Consider the following 20,257-nt stretch of genomic DNA (forward strand, 5'->3'; position numbering starts at 1 on the left):
CGGAAAATGAAATTTGTACATCTTCATGTCCATAGTGAATATAGCCTTTTAGATGGGGCAATTCGCATTGATGACCTGTTAGACAAAGTCCAGCAAAACGATATGGAAGCCGTGGCCCTTACTGACCATGGCGTCATGTATGGAATTGTCGAATTTTACAAAAAGGCCAAATCCCGAGGAATCAAACCCATTATAGGGTGTGAAGTTTACGTTGCCCCAGGTAGTAGATTTGAAAAAACAGCTCTTAAAGGAAGTGAACCAGCTTATCATCTGGTACTTATAGCAAAAAACCAGGAAGGATATCGGAACCTGGTTGAGCTGGTAAGTAAGGCATATCTTGAGGGTTTTTACTATAAGCCCCGGGTTGATAAGACATTACTCAGAGAACACTCCAGAGGCTTGTTTGCTTTATCTGCCTGTTTGGCTGGTGAAATACCAAGGGCGATACTCTCTGGTGAACTTCAGAAGGCAACTCAAATTGCCCTTGAATACCAAGAAATCTTTGGCAAGGGTAATTTCTTTCTCGAACTACAGGAAAATCTCATACCTGAACAAAAAGTCGTTAATCAAGCTTTATTGGAAATAAGCCGCAAACAGGGTATTCCTTTGATAGCTACCAACGATGCTCATTATCTGGAAGCTGCGGATGCTGCCGTACATGATGTTATACTGGCTATTCAAACTGCGACCACTCTTGAAGACCCTAAACGGCTGCGCTTTCCCACTCAGCAGTTTTATTTAAAGACTAAAGAAGAAATGATAAAGAGCTTTCAAAACATCCCTGATGCGCTGGAAAACACTTTGTTGATTGCGACTGAGTCCAATGTAGAACTTGAGCTTGGTAAAACCCTGCTTCCAGATTTCAAACCTCCCCAAGGGTTTGATCTTCACGGCTACCTTCGTCACCTGTGTCTTGAGGGCCTGAAAAAGCGATATGGAGATCCTCCTCCTGAAGTAGCCCAGAAACAGTTGGAATACGAGTTAAAAATCATTCACGACATGGGTTATACTGCTTATTTCCTGATTGTGTGGGACTTTATAAATTTCGCGCGCCAAAAGGGCATCATGGTAGGTCCAGGCAGGGGTTCTGCAGCAGGGAGTATTGTCGCCTATACACTGGGAATAACCAATATTGATCCACTCAGGTACGGTCTCTTGTTTGAGCGCTTTTTAAACCCGGAAAGAGTGAGCATGCCGGATATAGACATCGATTTTTGTTTTGAGCGTCGAGACGAAGTCATAAGATACGTTGCTGAAAAATACGGAAGCACCAATGTTGCACAGATTATTACCTTTGGTAGAATGATGGCTCGTCAGGCAATTCGAGATGTAGGAAGAGCTTTGGGTTGGAGTTATGGGGATGTTGACAAGATAGCAAAGTTAATCCCTGGGGGGCCAGGAGTAACACTGGAAAGGGCATTAAAGGAAAATTCTCAATTGCGCAAGCTCTGGGAAGACAATGCACAGACCAGGAAGCTTTTAGAGATTGCTCTCAAAGTTGAGGGATTGTGCCGACATGCTTCAGTACATGCGGCAGGTGTAGTCATCTCTGATAAACCACTGACCTACTATGTACCGCTTCAAAAAATGAACGGCCAGGAAATAGTAACCCAATTTGATATGGACTCTCTCCAGGAGCTGGGTCTCCTTAAAATGGATTTTCTTGGCTTGCGCACCCTGACGGTAATTGAAAGAACGCTGAACATTGTCAAAAAAACGCAGCAGGAGGAAATCGACCTCGACAATATACCCCTTGACGATCCTCAAACCTTAGAGCTTCTGGCGCGAGGAGAGACAACCGGGGTATTTCAGCTTGAAAGTTCGGGCATGAAAGAGCTCCTGAAAAAATTAAAACCAGAAGGTATTGAAGATCTTATAGCTCTCTTGGCTCTTTATCGCCCTGGACCCCTGGGAAGCGGCATGGTTGACGATTTCATCCAGCGCAAACATGGAAAAGTTAAGATCGAATACCCCCATCCTCATCTTAGAGAGATTCTACAAGAAACCTATGGCGTTATCCTTTACCAGGAGCAGGTTATGAAAATTGCCAGCCATATGGCTGGTTTTACCCTGGGAGAAGCTGACATCCTTCGGAGAGCTATGGGTAAGAAAAAACCCGAAGTTATGAAAGAACAACGTGAAAAATTCATTGAGGGAGCTCGTAAAAGAGGTTATGATCCCAAAATTGCTGCGGAGATCTTTGATCTTATCGAGTATTTTGCGGGCTATGGCTTTAATAAATCCCACAGTGCGGCTTACGCACTGATTTCCTATCAAACAGCCTACCTGAAAGCTCACTATCCTACGGAATATCTTACCGCTTGCTTGACCAGCGTAGCCAGCGACACCGATAAGGTAGCCAAGTTTATAACGGAATGTAAGAACCTGGGCATAAAGGTTTTACCTCCTGACATTAACGAAAGTCTGGCGAATTTTACCGTGGTGGGCGAGAAAAAGATTCGTTTTGGTCTTGCAGCGATTAAAAATGTTGGTGAAAATGCCGTCGAGGAAATCCTTTCCCATCGTGAAGAATCAAAATACAGGAGCATTTTCGACTTTCTGCAGAGAGTCGACAACCGAATAGTGAACAAGAGGGTTTTGGAAAGCTTGATAAAAGCTGGTGCCTTTGATTCCCTGCACCCCAACCGAGCACAGCTTTTGGATTCACTTGAAGACCTTATCAAACATTACACACAAAGTAAAAAGAAAGACTCTAAAAGGCAGATTTCTCTTTTTGGCAATGACCAGCACGACGCAGAAAACCCAGAGCATTTGCTTAAAGAACCCAGAGAACTCGAACACCAAGAAATCTTACGAATGGAGAAGGAGACTTTGGGGCTTTACGTTAGCGATCATCCGGTATCGAAAATACTTTCTCAGTATCCACATCTGAACTTTTTGTCCATCGAAGACGCAAAACTTCTGAACGATAAGGTTAACGTGCGCCTGGTAGGAGTAGTTACTGCTATTCGTAAAATAGTAACCAAAAAGGGGCAGGACATGTTGTTTGTGACCCTGGAAGATGAATCAGGCGCTATAGAGGCTATTGTTTTCCCGAATCTTGTTGAGCAGTTTCAGGAGAACTTTGCAGTAAATAATGTGTTGTGTGTTGAGGGTAAAATCGACTCCATGGATAACAGTGACAATAAAATCATTGCAGAGAGGCTGATTAGTCTTGACGAACTATCCCAGGAGGCATATCCGAGTATATTTATAGAGCTGGAAACCTCGAAAGATATACGTCGAACCATTCATTACTTAAAAGACTGTCTGTCCAGGTTTCCAGGCAAACATCCCGTGGTACTCAATCTCGCCGAAAGGGAAAAGAAGTGGTCCATAGAACTTGGCAAGAACTTTCGGGTCGCCTGGAATGAGGATTTAATCAGTGCTCTGGAAGGAGTTGTGGATAAAAATCAAATCTGGATTACTGGCTGAGGTGAGGCCTTTTGAAGCCGAAAATGGTGAAAAGCTATTTTATTCTTCTGGCAGTCGTTTTGTGGGCTTTATTCCTTCTGGCTGGTTCTCTCGGAGCGCAAAACGAAGCAAAAACATATTATCAAAATGGGTATCTCTTTTTCTCCCAGCAGAAATTCGAACAAGCCAAGGAAGCGTATCAGAAAGCTTTGGAGCTTGATCCTGATTTTTGGGAGGCGCGCTACTGGTTGGGCAAAACTCTGGAGCAACTCGGTGATTTGCCTGAAGCTTTGAATGAGTGGACTATGATTCTTGTTTCTTCTCCCAGTAATCGGGATGCATTTCAGAAGTGGGTTGTGTATGCTCCCCGGGTTTGGGGTAGCAACGATGTTGACCTTACTTCCTTACTTAGTGGACAAAATCAGCTGGATCTAGAAAAGCTGTGGAAGGAATTCCTTCCTCGAGCAATCGTGTTGGGCAGAAGTGAAAGTCTTGACCAGTTGCTGCTTGCAATTCAGACGCTTGACTGGGCAACTCAAAAGGTAAGCAATCTCTTTGCTCCGTACCTTAGATCTGCCGTGAAACGAGCGATCCAAAACATATCGGACAATCCTCAGCCGGGGGATATAGTTACCTATCAGCTGCTCTTTTATTTGAAGGAGAAAAACCTCATCGCTCGGGAAGAAACTGAAAAAATCTTCACTCTCTTGTTTGCGCATCAAGCAGGGATTTCAGAAGAAAAGGCGGCAACAACGGAGACTCTGGAAATAAGTGCAGAAGGGATAGTTTCAACCGAAGAAAGCGGAGATGAAGCAGGGCTTGGTTTTTTTATTAATCAACCCTAAATTGGTGCCGAAGGCGGGAGTCGAACCCGCACGAGCGCAAGGCTCGCTAGATTTTGAGTCTAGTGCGTCTGCCAGTTCCGCCACTTCGGCACTCTATCAAGAATTATAAGGAAAAGGAACGCACTGTCAATATGGCTGGCAAAAAAGAAAAACTCGTCCTCATTGATGGGAATTCGCTCCTTTATAGGGCTTTTTTTGCCCTGCCACGATTCCAAACTTCGGCAGGCAAACCTACTGGCGCCACTTACGGTTTTCTCAACATGCTTCTGCGCATACTTGATGACCACCAGCCCTTTTCGGTAGTGGTTGCTTTCGATCATCCCGAAAAAACCTTTCGCCATCGTATTCAAAAAGACTATAAAGCACAGCGTCCTGCGACGCCTGAAGACCTAAAGCTCCAAATAGAGGACGCAAAAGAAATTGCCGAACTTCTGGGTTTCTCGGTTATCGAAAAACCCGGTTATGAGGCTGACGATATCATAGGAAGCATCCAGAAAAGGTTAAGTGGTAAATTCCTAATTCTTATTTTCAGTTCAGACCTCGATCTTTTGCAACTCCTTGATGAAAATACAACTTTGTTGAAACCTTTAAAGGGAGTAACCCAGCTTAGAAAAATAGATCTACAGGATTTTGTGAAAGAGTGGTCAATATCCCCAAAACAAATTGTTGACTGTTTAGCTCTTTGTGGTGATCCATCGGACAACATAAAGGGTATACCCGGCATTGGAGAAAAAACCGCCCTGCGCCTCATTAAAGAATTTGGCGACCTGGATAACTTGATAAAACACATCGAGCGCTTGCCGCCTCGATTGAAGAAGGCCATTCAGGAAAACATAGCTACTATTGATGAAAACCGCCAACTTTTAACCATAAAAGGAGACTTATCTCTTGATTGGGAAAAGTTAACCAAACCCTGGAGCTGGAAAAGTGTGCATTGGGATGCTCTCTTTGCCAAACTCCAGAATCTGGAGTTCAATAAAATTATCGAAAGGCTTATCAAAAAACGCGATGAGTACTCCCATACTCAAGATGCAGGCAGTAACTGCCGTTCCTCGACGCCAACCCTGAGTCTGGTTTTTGCCGATCACTTTTCCAACCAGAAGCCCCGCTACTACTTCTTTCAAGGGGAAACAGGGGGATTACAGCTTGAGGAGAAGGAACTGGCAGAACTACTTAAAAAAACACCCGGAACAGTTATGATACATAGCCCGGTTTTTGCTTCTTCCGAGAAACTTGTGAGTTATTGTAAAGAAAAACCCCTCAAGTATCTGAACGCGGAAACGATTCTCTTTTTAAGTTTTCCAACTTTGGTGGAAGAGCGTCGAATCTTTGTTGGTAACACACTTTTTGCAATTCAGCCTTCGTTGTTTAGCCGTTATTGGGAAATATTTGAGAAAGCGAAAGAAAATTTCGAAGTGCAACCTTCTCTGATTGAATTCTATCTGAAGGTCGAATTAACTTTGCAAAGACGATTGTCAGCAAAAGTTCGAATGGATTCTCTTTTTTCCGGTCAGGAAACGAAGAACTTGTTTACCACCCAATCAGAACTCTCTCTTTTTGAATGGAATTCCAGAATCCTTTTTACCATAGATACTTTAGCACTATGCAGGAAAAGCGAGCAAGTTCTTGAAGGAAAAGGGTATGAAACCTGGAAAAATTGGATACGCTATCCGACTTTTTTGGGATTGCGATACTTGCCAAAAGCAGAACAGGAAATTACCAGAAGACAACTCACAACAATCATGGTTGATGAACTCAAGAAAACCCTTTTATGGGCTCTTCTCTGTTGTAATTTTGAAAAAATAAATATCGGGAGAGAAACAATAGCAGTACCCTATGGGGAAGAAATTCTGCCCACTCTATCAGAATTTTTGATGAAGCATGGTCCTCAGCTACCCGTTTGCAGGGTTATTCAATTCGAAACAAAGAGTCGTTTTGAAGTGCATGTCCGCATTAACGAAGAAGCCGTAGAGGAGGTTCGGTAATGGAGGTAATTCTGGTATCTCCAGAAGCATATCCTTATGCTAAAGCTGGTGGAATGGGTGACGTAGTGGGAGCTTTGTTTAAATACCTTCCCAGACGCGGAATAAAAACTCGTCTTTTTGTTCCAGGCTATCCAGGTCTTTTTGATTACCCCTTGAAGGCAATGGAGAAAGATGTGGATTTCCTGTTTGGAGAAACCCCCATCAAGGCAAGCTTTTACCAGTTGGAACTGGGACCTCAACAGAGCTTGATTGCAGTTTGTAATGACCGGTTTTTCAACCGTGAACACATCTATGGGTATCAGGATGATATAGAACGGTTCATCTTTTTCTCGAGAGCCATTTTTGAATACCTGGTGCGTACTCAGGAAGAAGAATTTATCCTTCACTGCCATGACTGGCAAAGCGCCTTGCTTTGCGCTTACATCAAAATCTACTGGCCTCCTTACCGGGGCAAACCGGCAAAGACAATTTTCACAATTCACAACCTTGCCTATCAGGGGATAGGCAAAAGCGATCTTCTCCGGTTGTTAAATCTGCCTTACAACTTCTTTAGCCATGAATACCTCGAATATTATGGCAACCTTAATCTCCTAAAGGCGGGCCTCATTTTTGCAGATATAGTCACCACTGTGAGCCCCACTTACGCTAAGGAAATCACTTCTCCCGAGTTTGGAGAAGGCCTGGACGGTCTAATAAGAGCTCTCGCCAGCAAAAAAAGATTCGTCGGCATTGTTAATGGTATCGATATCGAAGAATACAATCCCCAGAGTGATTCCTCCCTGGTGAAAGGGTTTTCATCAAACAATCTGGAAGGTAAGCTGGAGAACAAAAGGCACTTTTTGAAGGATTTCTTTAACTGGAAAGTTGATACCGATTTTGAAAGCAAACCGCTTTTAACCATGATTGCACGCTTGGTTAGACAGAAAGGGTCAGAACTTATTCTTGCCCAGCCCGACTCTTTCTTTCAAATCCCCGCTTTCTGGTTTTTCTTGGGAACAGGAGAGGAAATCTACGAGATGGGACTTAAGGAGTTAGAAAAAAGGTATTCCAATGTGAGGGTGGAAATACGTTTTGATGAACAACTGGCCCGTTTGGCTTATGGCGCATCGGATATATTTGTGATGCCGTCGCGATTTGAACCCTGTGGAATAAGTCAACTCATTGCAATGCGTTACGGCAGTATTCCCGTGGCCAGGAAGGTGGGAGGACTTGCTGACACAATTGTAGATTACCCGTTCAATCCGCGACTTAATACCGGTTTTCATTTCTACGAATATAAAACCGAGGAACTGCTGAAAACCGTACAGAGGGCCTTTGAAATCTACCGGCACAACAAAGATTTATGGAAGCTGATAATCAAAAACGCTATGGAATCTGATTTTTCGTGGGATAAGGCCATCGATAAGTATGTCGAGTTATACTACAGCTCCTGAAAAACCCTTGATTATTGGTGTCAGTGGTGGTAGCTGCACCGGCAAGAATACTCTGTGCTCGTTCTTTGACCCTCGAATAACCAGAGTTATTGACCTGGATGCTGTCGCCAAGAATCTTTCCCGAAAAGGGGGTCCCATTTGGAAAGAGATTGTTAAAACTTGGGGAACAGGAATTCTTGACTCGAGGGGCAACCTTTGCCGACATAAGTTGAGAAGGATAGTCTTCAAGAGCCGAAAGATGTTACTTTTACTTAACCAGATAACACATCCCCTCATATACCGAGAAACGAGAAAGATTATTGCCCAATCAAGCAATTACCCTCTGATTGTTATTAATGGAGCTACCCTTTGGGAAGGTGGATTTTACCGAATGCTGGATTACCTTGTGGTTGTTAGAGCACATCCTGAAGTGCAAAAAGAAAGACTTCGTAAAAGGGGTTTGTCCGCTTCCGAAGCAGAATGGTTGGTGCAAAGCCAGTTTTTCCAGAGATGTCTGGAGAAAAGAGCAAACCTGATTATTGAAAATAATTATGGTTGCCTGAAAGAGTTGGAACCCGAAGTTCGAAGGTTGATGGAAATTATTCACATCCGTTTGGGTTGCAAAAGCAACCACTGAGTGGGAATAGATAAAAAATAAACTGGTTTTTTCTTCAGATGAGAAAGGAAGCAAGGCAACCTATGAGGACTTTCAAGTTAGTTTCTCAATTCAAGCCCTGTGGCGATCAACCTCAAGCCATTCAGAAAATTAAAACCGGTTTTGAGAAAGGGTATAAGTACCAGACCCTGATTGGGGTAACGGGTTCAGGAAAGACTTTTACCATGGCAAATGTCATCGCAGCTTTGGGGAGGCCTACACTCATTATATCCCACAACAAAACCCTGGCAGCCCAGCTGTACAGCGAAATGAGGACTTTTTTCCCCGAAAACGCTGTTGAATACTTTGTGAGTTACTACGATTACTATCAGCCTGAAGCGTATGTACCAGAATACGACCTGTACATTGAAAAAGATGCTTCCATCAACGAGCAGATAGACAGAATGCGCCTCAAGGCAACCAGTTCACTCATGGAAAGAAGGGACGTAATCATAGTGGCCTCTGTGTCCTGTATTTACGGAATTGGTTCTCCAACAGAATATCAGAAAAGAGTTTTTCATCTTAAAAGAGGCAACTCTTATTCGAGGGACGCTTTTGTTAAAAAACTCGTCGATCTCCTCTACGAACGCGACGAGATTGAATTTAGAAACGGTACTTTCAGAATTAAAGGTGATACTATCGAGCTTTTCCCGGCATACAGCGAAAAGGCTCTCCGCTTTGAGTTCTGGGGAGAAGAGCTGGAAACCATAAAGGTTACTGATCCAGTCAGCGGTAAGACTATTCAAAAACTTGACGAAGTGTTTATATACCCGGCGAAACACTACCTTGCCGATCAACTCATTTTTGAAAAAGCGCTGAAAAACATAGAAGAAGAGATGGAGGAACGGGTGCGGTATTTTCTTTCCCAGGGCAGAATTACTGAGGCAGAGAGGATAAAACGCAGGACTCTTTATGACCTCGAACTACTTCGAGAAACCGGCTACTGCCCGGGAATCGAAAACTACTCTCGCCACCTGGACGGAAGGAATCCTGGCGAACCGCCCTACACACTTCTTGACTATTTTCCCAAAGACTTTCTAGTTATAATCGATGAATCACACGTTACTGTCCCTCAGCTCAAAGGAATGCACGAAGGAGACCGTTCTCGTAAGGAATCTTTGGTGGAGTTTGGCTTTCGTCTTCCCTCTGCGTTTGATAATCGGCCTTTGACTTTTGAAGAATTCACCAGCAGAATTAACCAGTGTCTCTTTGTATCCGCTACTCCAAGCTACTATGAACTTGAAATCAGTGACCAGGTTGTTGAACAGCTCATTCGCCCAACAGGGTTGCTGGATCCCCAGGTGGAAGTAAAACCTGCGACTGGCCAGGTTGAAGACCTACTGGGAGAAATTCGTTCTGAAATTCGTAAGGGCAACCGAACACTGGTAACCACCCTTACTAAGAAGGGTGCAGAAAACCTTTGTGACTACTTAAATGAAGAAGGAATCCGGGTAAAATATTTGCATTCAGAAGTTGATACTTTGGAAAGAGCACGAATAATTAAAGAGCTGAGAGAGGGAAAATTTGATGTGCTGGTGGGAGTGAACTTGCTGCGTGAGGGACTTGACCTCCCTGAAGTGGGGTTAGTAGCCATTCTTGACGCAGACAAAGAGGGTTTTTTACGGTCGGAGGTTGCCTTAATCCAGACTATTGGTCGGGCAGCTCGTAATGTAGAAGGAAGAGCCATTCTGTATGCTGATAAGATGACTGAATCGATAGAGCGAGCTGTGCAAGAGACCAGGCGTCGGAGAAAAATTCAGGAAGAATTCAATCGCAAGCATGGCATTACACCCAGAAGCATTCAAAAGGAGATTAAAAGCCTTATACCGGAAGTTGTAGGATTGACCAGAGAAGAAGAGGCTGCTCTGCAGATTCTTGAAAAAACCGACTCTACCAGCCTTAAAAAACGAATTGAGCTTCTCACTCAGGAGATGTGGAAAGCGGCTCAAAATCTTGAATTTGAAAAAGCTGCTCTTTTACGAGATGAAATTATGCGTCTTAAAAAGACAAAAAATAATCTCCGAAAGGTGTCGGGAAATGAAATCTGAATATATCGTAGTTAAGGGAGCCCGGGAACATAATTTAAAAAATATCAATGTTACCATACCGCGCAACCAGCTGGTGGTTATCACGGGATTAAGTGGTTCTGGAAAGTCTTCCCTGGCTTTTGACACACTATATGCAGAAGGACAGAGACGTTACCTTGAATCACTTTCTTCCTACGCTCGCCAGTTTTTGGAAAAGATGGAAAAGCCCGATGTAGACTCAATAGAAGGTCTTTCTCCGACCATAGCAATTAATCAGAAAGCAACTTCGCATAATCCTCGTTCCACCGTGGGTACAGTGACCGAAATTTATGACTACATGAGGGTCCTTTTTGCAAGATGTGGAGAAGTTTTCTGTCCAGAGTGTGGAAAGCGTATAACCTCTCAGACTGTTCAACAAATCACCGACGAGATAATGCGATTACCGGAAGGCAGCAGAATAGCGATTTTATCTCCTTTGGTAAGAGGTAGGAAAGGAGAATACCGAAAGTTACTCAGTGACCTGCTTAAAAACGGTTTTGCAAGAGTGATAGTAGATGGCGAGATGCGGGAACTTGAGGATTGGGAAAACATAGAGCTGGACCGTAACAAAAAGCACGAAATAGACTTGGTCGTAGATCGCTTGCTGATTGAGAAGGACGCTCATCGCCGAATCGCTGACTCAGTAGAAATTGCGCTTAGGTATGGCAAGGGACTGATGAAGGTAAAAGTTTACCATGATGGAGAAGAAAGCGAGGAGATTTTCAGCGAGCATTTTGCCTGCCCAAACTGTGGCATAAGCTTTCCAGAGATAACTCCCCGCATGTTTTCCTTCAATAATCCTTACGGAGCTTGCCCTGCTTGCGGGGGCATTGGGTATCTTACTTTTATCGACCCTGGGCTGGTAGCGCCTGATTGGTCAAAAAGCATTCAAGAGGGAGCGATTGTTCTCTGGGAAGAAGAAAGCTCTTATTTGCAAAACAAGCTGAGAAAACAGCTGGAACGAATGGGAATACCTACCAATGTACCCCTTGAAAAACTTAGTGAAGAGGAGCGGAAGGTCATATTCTATGGTAAAGATGAATTTGAAGGAGTTATCACTTTTCTTGAACGAAAGTTAAACTCTGAATACTGGTGGGAGAGAGAAGAAGTAGCTTCTTTTATGGCAACTAAAACCTGTCCCCAGTGCAATGGAGATAGGTTACGCAAAGAAAGTCTGGCAGTGAAGATTAGAGGTTTTTCCATAGGAGACCTTTCCAGACTAACCATCAGCGAGCTAAAAAGATTTTTTGCAGATTTGCGGTTTTCTGGCACCCAAGAAGCCATAGCCGAACCCTTGTTAAGGGAAATACGCTCCCGTCTGGCGTTTCTAGAAGAAGTAGGCCTGGATTACCTGACCCTGAATCGACCTGCTTCGACTCTTTCTGGGGGAGAATCCCAGCGGATACGGCTGGCTACTCAAATAGGTTCTGGACTGGTAGGTGTGCTCTATGTGCTGGATGAACCCACTATTGGTCTTCATCCTCGAGATAACCAGAAGCTCATTGCTACCCTTAAGAAGCTTCGTGACCTGGGTAACACAGTAGTGGTGGTGGAACACGATGAGGAAACCATTAAAAGTGCCGATTACGTTATTGATATAGGACCGGGGGCAGGTGAAGAAGGTGGAAGGATTACCGCTCTGGGCACGCCTCAGGAAATAATGAACAATCCCCAGAGCTTAACTGGCCTGTACTTGAGCAAAAAAAGAGAAATACCAGTTCCTGCGCACCGAGAAAAACCAAAAGACGCTTGGTTGCTCATAAAAGGCGCAAGAGCGAATAATCTAAAAAATATTGATGTGAGAATTCCTTTGGGTCTTCTGGTGGGCATTACCGGAGTGTCTGGCTCTGGAAAAAGTACCCTCATGGAAGAAATCATCTATAAAGCTTTAGCTCAAAGGCTCTACCACTCTAAGGTAGAACCAGGAAAATTTGAGGCTATACTGGGCAGCGAAAACATCGACAAGGTTATCGTAATTGACCAATCACCGATTGGTAGAACTCCTCGTTCTAATCCGGCCACCTATACCGGGGTTTTTACTGAAATACGAAATCTTTTTGCAAAACTACCCGAGTCAAAAGCCAGGGGGTATAAAGCAGGACGCTTCAGCTTTAACGTGAAAGGAGGACGTTGTGAACACTGTCAGGGCAATGGAGTCATTAAAGTTGAAATGCATTTTCTTCCTGATGTCTTTGTAACTTGTGATCAGTGTAAGGGTAAGAGGTATGCTCGAGAAACCCTGGATATAAAGTTCAAAGGTAAAAACATTGCTGAAGTTCTTGACATGAGTGTTTCTGAAGCACTGCGCTTTTTTGAAAGAATACCGGCTATCAGGAGAAAACTCGAACTCTTAGAGAGGGTGGGTCTGGGATACATTAAGCTGGGACAACCCGCGACAACACTTTCTGGAGGAGAAGCCCAGAGAATAAAGCTGGCCAGAGAACTTGGAAAAGTGGCTACCGGGAGAACCATGTATCTTCTTGATGAACCAACCACAGGACTTCACTTTGCAGATGTTGAGAAACTACTTAAGGTGCTGATGGAACTGCGCTCTAAAGGTAATACTGTTTTGGTGATTGAACATAATCTCGATGTTATCAAATCCTGTGATTACCTGATCGATCTGGGACCCGAAGGTGGAGAAAAAGGCGGATACATTGTGGCAGAGGGAACCCCGGAAGAAGTAGCTGAAAATCCGAAATCTTACACTGGTCAATTCCTTAAAGAGGTGCTAAAACTTGAAAATAGAGAAGTTTGCCCGGTTTGAGGTTGATCCCTCAACCGTATTTCAATTGCCTGAACGCTGTGGAGTCTATTTGCTTAAGGATGCACAAGGGAAAGTAATCTATGTGGGCAAAGCAAAAAACATCCAAAAAAGAGTTAGGGCGCATCTTCAAAACGACGCCACCTTCTTTAAAAAGGAAATGCGCGAACGCATTGCTCTCATTCAGAGCATTTTAACCAAGGACGAGAACGAGGCTCTTTTGCTCGAGGAGGAATTAATTAAAGTTCACAAACCCCTTTTTAACATCCGCTTAAAAGATGACAAGAGTTACCCCTATTTAAAGTTTGAGCGAGAAGGAGACTTTCCGGCTGTTAAAATCGCTCGCAAGAAGACAGGAGGAGATGGCCTCTATTTTGGTCCCTTTGCCAATAGCAAAAAGACCAGAGAGGGGTTAAAGGTTTTGAGGTCGATTTTTCTTTTAAGAGGCTGCAGCCTTGACGAAAAGAATTTTCCAATCAAGCGACCTTGTCTGGATTATGAAATAGGTTTGTGTTCGGCACCCTGCGCAGGCCTAATATCCAAGGAGGAGTACCAGAAAAACCTTCACAATGCATTCCTTTTTTTGAATGGGGACTACCAGAGAGTGCTGGAGCAGCTGGAGCGAGAAATGTGGCGCAGGGCAGAGAAGTGGGAGTTCGAAAAGGCAGCACGTTATAGAAACCAGATTGATGCAGTGAAAAGAATTGCTTCCCGATATCGCTTGGTGCTTGATGAATCCATTGATGCAGACTTTGTTGGAGTGGAATTAGCGCGGGAAGCCCGCCTGGCTTCCATAGTAATTTTGAAAGTGAGAAAAGGGAAACTTATAAATAGCGAAAACTTCCTGGCCACAGTCTCCAGTTTTGAGACGGAAGAAGAAATTCTGGCACAGTTTCTCGATATGTATTATTCCGGGCAGTTCTTGCCCCCTGAGGAAATATGCTTGAGTCCTGAATATCCAGAACACATTTTGGAATCGCTTCGAAAGGAAATCAATCTGCCTTTTCCAATTAGGCAACCTCAAAGCAAAGAGGAAGAAAATCTGTTATCCTTTGCTAAGGAAAATGCAGTTAAGAGTTTGAATTCCGAACGAGCAAAAATACTCCGTCGTGAAAGAATTCTTCAAAAATCCTTTTTGGAATTGAAGGAAGTTCTACACCTCGACTGCTATCCGGAAAGGATAGCCGGCGTGGACATTTCGAACTTCCAAGGGAAAGAAGCAATAGGGGTTGTAGTGGTTTTTGAAAATGGAGAGCCCCACAAAAGTGAGTACCGAAAATTCAACCTGTCTGGATTGGAACATCCCGACGACTTTTTAATGATTGAAGAAACCGTCGGAAGATATTTGAGACACATCACAAAGAACAACCTGAAGTGCCCCAACTTGTTCTTAATCGACGGAGGTCGAGGACAGTTAACTTCTGCTCTGAGGGCTTTTGAGGTGGTAAAACGGTATATCCCAGTGGTGGCTATTGCCAAAGAAAACGAAGAAATTTACACCACTTTTCAAAAAGAGCCAATTCGGTTGCCCCTTCATTCTGAAGCACTTCAGCTTTTGCAGAGAGTACGCAATGAAGCTCATCGCTTTGCGATAGCTTCCCACAGGGCAAAAAGAAACAAAAGACTTTTCCATTCTATTTTGGAGGAAGTGAAAGGAATAGGTCAGAAGCGGAAAAAGCTCATTCTTTCTACTTTCAACAATTTGGAGGAAATAATACGTTTTGATGCTCAGGAAATAAGTGGAAGATTGGGAATTTCAAAGAGTTTGGCCCAAAAGCTCAAAGAAAAAGTTCAGGAATATTTTTCAGAAAACAGTGGACATACAGAACCTTCTTAAGGAAGAACTTTACTCAATCATTCCCGATAATATCAAGAACCTGGAAGCCGAGTGGATGGGGATTGTTCATGGTTTGGGTGTGCTTAAAAAAAGAAACGACCAGTTTCATCTTCTTTTCACCCACCAAGATATAGCCCTGATAAAAAAGATAATAACCGTTCAGAAAAAAGTTCAAGGCGGCTCACCAGGGCATCAGATTCTTGCTCTTGATAGAAGGGGTCTTAACAGAGGTAAATTCTATCAGGTTGACTTTGAACTGGGCAGGGAATGGGAAAAATTACAGGTTGACCTGAAGTACTCCATCGGCAATCTTCATGAAGGAGGGTTCCATTTTTTAAGAGGCCTTTTTGAAGCCGGAGGCTATTTTGGAGAGCCTCACAAATCTTACCAGCTGGAAATACGCCTTGCTTCGGAGGAAATTTGCGATAGGGTGTTGGAATTTCTCCGGGAACAGAACCTGGACTTTAAAAAAAGGTTTTACCGTAACAAGTTTATTTTATATTCTAAGAACATAGGCACCATTGCCAGTTTTGTGCATTCCGTAGGGGCAACACGCACCTACCTCATGTTGGAAAAGCTGGTTGCCGAGAAGGCTACCTTTAACGAGCTGACCAGATGGGTTAACTGCGAAACCGCTAATTTGGAAAGGACTGTTGCTTACTCAATTCGCCTGAGGGAAAAGTTGCAACGAATTGACTTGGAAACACTTCCACCCAAATTGCTTGAAATCGCACTTTTGCGAATGAGACATCCTCTTGCTTCCCTGAAAGAACTGGGCAAGCTTTGTAAGCCTCCCATCTCTAAGGGTGAAGCATACCGAAGACTTAGAACAATAGAAAAATTGGTAGAATCTAAATCTTTACACATCAAATGAGATATTTTACAATAGTTTTGTATATTTTGAAGTACCCATATTTAATTTTTGTTAAAAAGGAGGAATATAGATGGCTGGTGTTGTTTTGAAAGATGTAGTCAAGCGGTTTGGAGATGTAGTTGCCGTCAACAAGGTGAATCTGGAAATCAAGGACAAAGAATTTATCGTTTTGGTAGGACCCTCGGGGTGTGGAAAAACTACTACCTTAAGAATGATTGCTGGTCTTGAAGAAGTTGACGAGGGAGAAATTTACATTGGAGACACCCTGGTGAATGATGTCCCGCCCAAAGATCGCGACATTGCCATGGTTTTTCAAAACTATGCTCTTTACCCCCACATGGATGTTTACAACAACATGGCTTTTGGTCTCAAACTGCGTAAGTTCCCAAAGGATGAAATAGACAGGCGTGTGAAGGAAGCCGCTGAAATACTGGGTATCCAGGAACTCTTAAGAAGAAAGCCCAAACAGCTCTCTGGTGGACAGAGGCAGCGTGTGGCAGTAGGAAGAGCTATTGTGCGCCATCCCAAAGTTTTCCTTTTTGACGAACCTCTTTCCAACCTGGATGCAAAGCTGCGTGTGCAGATGAGAGCTGAGCTTTCCAAGCTCCATGACCGCCTCCAAACCACCATGATATACGTTACTCACGACCAGGTTGAGGCAATGACTATGGGAGACCGCATTGTGGTTATGCGAGATGGCATCATCCAGCAAGTGGGTACCCCACTTGAACTTTACAACAAACCTGCAAACAAGTTTGTAGCCGGATTTATAGGAACTCCATCCATGAATTTCCTGGACGTCGTGCTGAAAAAAGAAGGCGATTCCTTAGTACTCGATGGGCAGTCCTTCAAAATTACTGTTCCAGAGGAATACAAAGCTGCTTTGGAACCGTACGCGAATAAAGAGGTAACCTTTGGCATCAGACCTCAAGATATTTACGACCTTGCAGTATCGAAAGAAATGCTCCGCCAGGATGGCAATGTTATTGACGCTACCGTCGATGTTGTAGAACCCCTGGGTTCTGAGCAAATTGTCTACCTTACCTGTGGCGCACACACCATTGTGGCTGTGTTTGATATGCAGACCCACGTTGATGTGGGCGATACAATGAAAATCGTGGTTGACACCGATAAGATGCACGTTTTTGACATCGACACCGAAAAGGCAATCATTTAAGCTCGAAAAGGTGCCGCTTAAGCGGCACCTTTTTTTTGGACTTTATTTGCGTCTCTTTACAACGAAGCAGGTTCGTGTATAATTATTTGGCATGATTAAAAAGAGAAATTTTCCACCAAAGGAGGTAGATGCACTTGAACATAGCTATAAACGGTTTTGGCAGAATCGGAAGACTGGTATTCAGAAGAATGCTGGAAACTGGAAATGTCAATGTAGTAGCAATCAACGATTTGACTGACGCAAAAACCCTGGCTCATCTTCTTAAGTATGATTCAGTTCATGGTACCCTCTCCAACAGCATTTCCTATAAAGATGATGCGCTTGTCGTTGATGGCAAAGAAATAAAAGTTCTGGCTCAGAAAGACCCTGCTCAGCTTCCCTGGAAAGACCTGGGTGTGGACATTGTGATAGAATCAACTGGAAAATTCCGGGATCGCAAGGGAGCTTCCCTGCATCTTGAAGCTGGTGCGAAAAAAGTTATTATTACTGCTCCGGCTAAAGAACCCGATATAACCGTGGTAATGGGTGTCAACCATTCATCTTACGACAAAAATAAGCATCATATTGTGTCCAACGCTTCCTGTACCACAAACTGTCTTGCACCCATTGTAAAGGTGCTTCATGAGAACTTTGTCATCCAAAGAGGGTTTATGACCACCGTTCATGCTTACACTAATGACCAGGTAATTCTTGATTTTCCGCACAAGGACCTGCGCAGGGCAAGGGCTGCGGCAATGTCCATGATTCCCACCACTACAGGGGCTGCTGCAGCTATTGGCAAAGTAATGCCTGAACTGGAAGGAAAATTGGATGGAATGGCTATCAGGGTTCCTACTCCTGATGTTTCAGTGGTGGACTTTGTGGCTATCGTGGAAAAAGAGACTACCGCGGAAGAGGTTAATGCTGCACTCAAAAAGGCTGCAGAAGGCGAACTAAAGGGAATTCTTGCCTACTGCGAAGAACCTCTGGTATCTATTGACTTCCTGCACGATGCTCATTCTTCAATTGTGGATGCTTTGTCTACCAAGGTTAACGCCAACCTGGTTAAGGTTCTCTCCTGGTATGACAATGAGTGGGGTTACTCCTGCAGGGTGGTAGATCTTGCAAACTACATGATGGAGCAGGGACTGTAGCCATGAGAATACCTATTGCTGCAGGCAACTGGAAGATGAACAAGACTGTTGCTGAGGCTTCGGCATATGCCGAAGCCTTACTGCAGGAGTTGGACACACCTGGTGTAGAGGTTATTATCTGTCCTCCTTTTACCTCCCTGTATGCACTTTCTCAGAAATTCGCAGGTTCGTCAGTAAAACTGGGAGCCCAGAACATGCACTGGGAACTCAAGGGCGCATTTACGGGTGAAATTTCGGGTTCCATGCTTCTTGAGTTAGGTTGCGAATATGTGATTCTTGGCCACTCCGAAAGGAGACACATCTTTCGAGAAACAGCCGAAGAGGTAGGCAAAAAGGTGGAGACTGCGTTGAAGCTTGGATTACGGCCTATCCTCTGCGTTGGAGAAACTCTTGAAGAAAGGGAAAGAGGAGAAACTGAAGCAATCCTGGCTTATCAGCTCGAAAAGGGAATAGAAGGCATTACTACCTTTCCCAATGTTGAGTCGATAGTAATTGCCTACGAACCAGTGTGGGCTATTGGAACTGGTAAGGCAGCTACTCCCCAGGATGCTCAGGAAGCCATAGCTTTCGTAAGAGGAAAACTTTCTGAACAGTTTGGCAGCGAAAAGGCCCAGCAAATCAGGATTCTCTACGGAGGAAGCGTGAGCCCAGAAAATGTTGGTCAATTTGTAAACCAGGAAGATATCGACGGAACGCTGGTTGGAGGAGCCAGTCTTGATGCTGGTAAATTCCTCGACATTATTAAAGAAACTGCAAGGATATCAGGTGGGATATAGAAATGAGTGGCTGGATGATCGTCCAAATTCTAATCTGTGTGGGTTTGATTCTTACTGTAATTCTTCAACCCCGTAAAGCGGGAATGGGTGGAGGTATTTTTGGCGGAGCAACCCGGGCAGACCGGAGTAGCAAATTCAAAAATCTTCCTCTGCTTACCAAGCTTACCGTACTTTTTTCAGTAATCTTTATGTCGCTTTCCCTTGTTTTTGCCCTAACTATATACCGTTAAGAGCACGCGATTAATGCTTTAAAACCAAGAGGGACTGAAATGTTGCAAAACAGGTGGATTAACAGCATAGAAGAGGTTTCTGTATTCCACCCCTCTCCGGAGCGGTTGTTTTATTCAGCGACCCACGAAGAAATCAAACGAGGCTATACTACTGACATTTATTTTGTAAGTGCCCAGCAAATTCTCAAGCATCTCAACCTGCAGGACACCTTGGTAGTTGCTGAAGTATTCCCTCGTCGGGAGGGTGTAATGTGTGGAGTTCAGGAAGTCCTGAATTTACTTCAGGAAAGTAAGGTTGAGGTGTGGTCCCTCGAAGAAGGAGATACTTTTGAAGCCAAGGAAGTTGTAATGAGAATTAAAGGCCCTTACTCGGAGTTTGGTATTTTTGAAACGCCTCTTTTGGGAATTCTGGCTCAAAGCAGTGGGTGGGCTACTGCTGCTCGGGAATGCAAGAAAGCAGCGGGCAAAAAAGCAGTGCTTGCTTTTGGAGCAAGACATGTTCACCCTGCAGTAGCTCCAGTTATGGAACGTGCCGCTCTGGTTGGAGGGGTTGATGGCTGCGCTTGTATTTTGGGAGCCAAACTTGCTGGGAGGGAACCAGGAGGAACCATACCTCATGCAGCCATCCTCATCACGGGCGATACGGTCATTGCTGCCAAGGCTTTTGAGGAAGCATTACCAGGCCAGTTCCCTCGCATAATACTGGTGGATACTTTCAAAGACGAGGCAGAGGAAGCACTCAGAGTGGCTAAAGTGCTGGGAGAAAAGCTGGCTGGAGTGCGCCTGGATACTCCTGAAGAACGAGGTGGTGTATCTCCAGCACTGGTCAGAGAGGTGAGAATTCGCCTCGATCAGGCAGGTTTTTCTTGGGTTAAAATAGTGGTTTCGGGAGGCTTGAATCCTGAAAAGATAGCGCTTCTCAGAGAGGATGCAGACATGTTTGGAGTGGGAAGCTACATAAGTGGGGCACGTCCTATAGATATGACCATGGATATAAAAGAAGTAGCTGGTCAAAAAATTGCTAAAAGAGGGAGGATCCCAGGAATAATACCCAATCCACGCTTGAAAAAGTTGAAGTAGGGAGGTGAG

The 20,257-nt window shown here is 44.1% G+C and carries 14 protein-coding genes and 1 tRNA gene; 14 read left to right on the top strand and 1 reads right to left on the bottom strand.

The features are described from left to right. Positions 1 to 6: 6 nt before the first annotated feature. A complete protein-coding gene (locus QBE54_RS06535) occupies positions 7 to 3,435 on the top strand; it encodes a DNA polymerase III subunit alpha (RefSeq protein WP_369017399.1) in 3,429 nt (1,142 codons plus the stop codon). A 26-nt stretch (positions 3,436 to 3,461) separates the two neighbouring features. Further along, positions 3,462 to 4,259, top strand: coding sequence for a tetratricopeptide repeat protein (locus QBE54_RS06540; RefSeq protein WP_369017400.1), 798 nt, complete (start codon positions 3,462 to 3,464; stop codon positions 4,257 to 4,259). A 2-nt stretch (positions 4,260 to 4,261) separates the two neighbouring features. On the opposite strand, the gene QBE54_RS06545 is transcribed toward QBE54_RS06540, so the two are convergent. After that, positions 4,262 to 4,349, bottom strand: a tRNA-Leu gene (locus QBE54_RS06545). 41 nt (positions 4,350 to 4,390) lie between these two features. Between QBE54_RS06545 and QBE54_RS06550 the strand changes: the two genes are divergently transcribed. The 12 genes from QBE54_RS06550 (at position 4,391) to QBE54_RS06605 (ending at position 20,248) form a co-directional block, all read left to right on the top strand. Then, positions 4,391 to 6,244 (top strand): 5'-3' exonuclease H3TH domain-containing protein, encoded by a 1,854-nt coding sequence (locus QBE54_RS06550; protein ID WP_369017401.1) that lies wholly within the window; start codon positions 4,391 to 4,393, stop codon positions 6,242 to 6,244. Then, positions 6,244 to 7,677 (top strand): glycogen synthase, encoded by a 1,434-nt coding sequence (locus QBE54_RS06555; RefSeq protein ID WP_369017402.1) that lies wholly within the window; start codon positions 6,244 to 6,246, stop codon positions 7,675 to 7,677. The genes QBE54_RS06550 and QBE54_RS06555 overlap by 1 nt, the downstream gene beginning before the upstream one ends. After that, the gene (gene coaE, locus QBE54_RS06560; protein ID WP_369017403.1) at positions 7,652 to 8,293 is read left to right on the top strand and encodes a dephospho-CoA kinase; all 642 of its coding nucleotides are present in this window, start codon (positions 7,652 to 7,654) and stop codon (positions 8,291 to 8,293) included. Before QBE54_RS06555 ends, coaE begins: the two co-directional genes overlap by 26 nt. Positions 8,294 to 8,355: 62 nt before the next feature. After that, the gene (uvrB, locus tag QBE54_RS06565) at positions 8,356 to 10,359 is read left to right on the top strand and encodes an excinuclease ABC subunit UvrB (protein WP_369019406.1); all 2,004 of its coding nucleotides are present in this window, start codon (positions 8,356 to 8,358) and stop codon (positions 10,357 to 10,359) included. After that, positions 10,349 to 13,144 (top strand): excinuclease ABC subunit UvrA, encoded by a 2,796-nt coding sequence (uvrA, locus tag QBE54_RS06570; protein ID WP_369017404.1) that lies wholly within the window; start codon positions 10,349 to 10,351, stop codon positions 13,142 to 13,144. The genes uvrB and uvrA overlap by 11 nt, the downstream gene beginning before the upstream one ends. Further along, complete coding sequence (gene uvrC / locus QBE54_RS06575) at positions 13,116 to 14,978, top strand: excinuclease ABC subunit UvrC (RefSeq protein ID WP_369017405.1); 1,863 nt, start codon at positions 13,116 to 13,118, stop codon at positions 14,976 to 14,978. The genes uvrA and uvrC overlap by 29 nt, the downstream gene beginning before the upstream one ends. Next, positions 14,956 to 15,852: a DNA-binding protein WhiA gene (gene whiA, locus QBE54_RS06580; protein WP_369017406.1), complete on the top strand. Its 897-nt coding sequence runs from the start codon at positions 14,956 to 14,958 to the stop codon at positions 15,850 to 15,852. The genes uvrC and whiA overlap by 23 nt, the downstream gene beginning before the upstream one ends. Positions 15,853 to 15,922: 70 nt before the next feature. After that, entirely contained in the window at positions 15,923 to 17,029 is a 1,107-nt protein-coding gene (locus QBE54_RS06585; protein WP_369017407.1) for an ABC transporter ATP-binding protein, read from the top strand. A 128-nt stretch (positions 17,030 to 17,157) separates the two neighbouring features. Then, positions 17,158 to 18,162, top strand: coding sequence for a type I glyceraldehyde-3-phosphate dehydrogenase (gene gap / locus QBE54_RS06590; RefSeq protein WP_369017408.1), 1,005 nt, complete (start codon positions 17,158 to 17,160; stop codon positions 18,160 to 18,162). 2 nt (positions 18,163 to 18,164) lie between these two features. Further along, positions 18,165 to 18,938, top strand: coding sequence for a triose-phosphate isomerase (gene tpiA / locus QBE54_RS06595; protein WP_369017409.1), 774 nt, complete (start codon positions 18,165 to 18,167; stop codon positions 18,936 to 18,938). 2 nt (positions 18,939 to 18,940) lie between these two features. After that, entirely contained in the window at positions 18,941 to 19,168 is a 228-nt protein-coding gene (gene secG / locus QBE54_RS06600) for a preprotein translocase subunit SecG (protein ID WP_369017410.1), read from the top strand. A 39-nt stretch (positions 19,169 to 19,207) separates the two neighbouring features. Next, a complete protein-coding gene (locus QBE54_RS06605) occupies positions 19,208 to 20,248 on the top strand; it encodes a nicotinate phosphoribosyltransferase (protein WP_369017411.1) in 1,041 nt (346 codons plus the stop codon). The last annotated feature ends 9 nt before the right edge of the window (positions 20,249 to 20,257 follow it).

Source organism: Thermatribacter velox (assembly GCF_038396615.1).
GTDB classification, from domain to species: domain Bacteria; phylum Atribacterota; class Atribacteria; order Atribacterales; family Thermatribacteraceae; genus Thermatribacter; species Thermatribacter velox.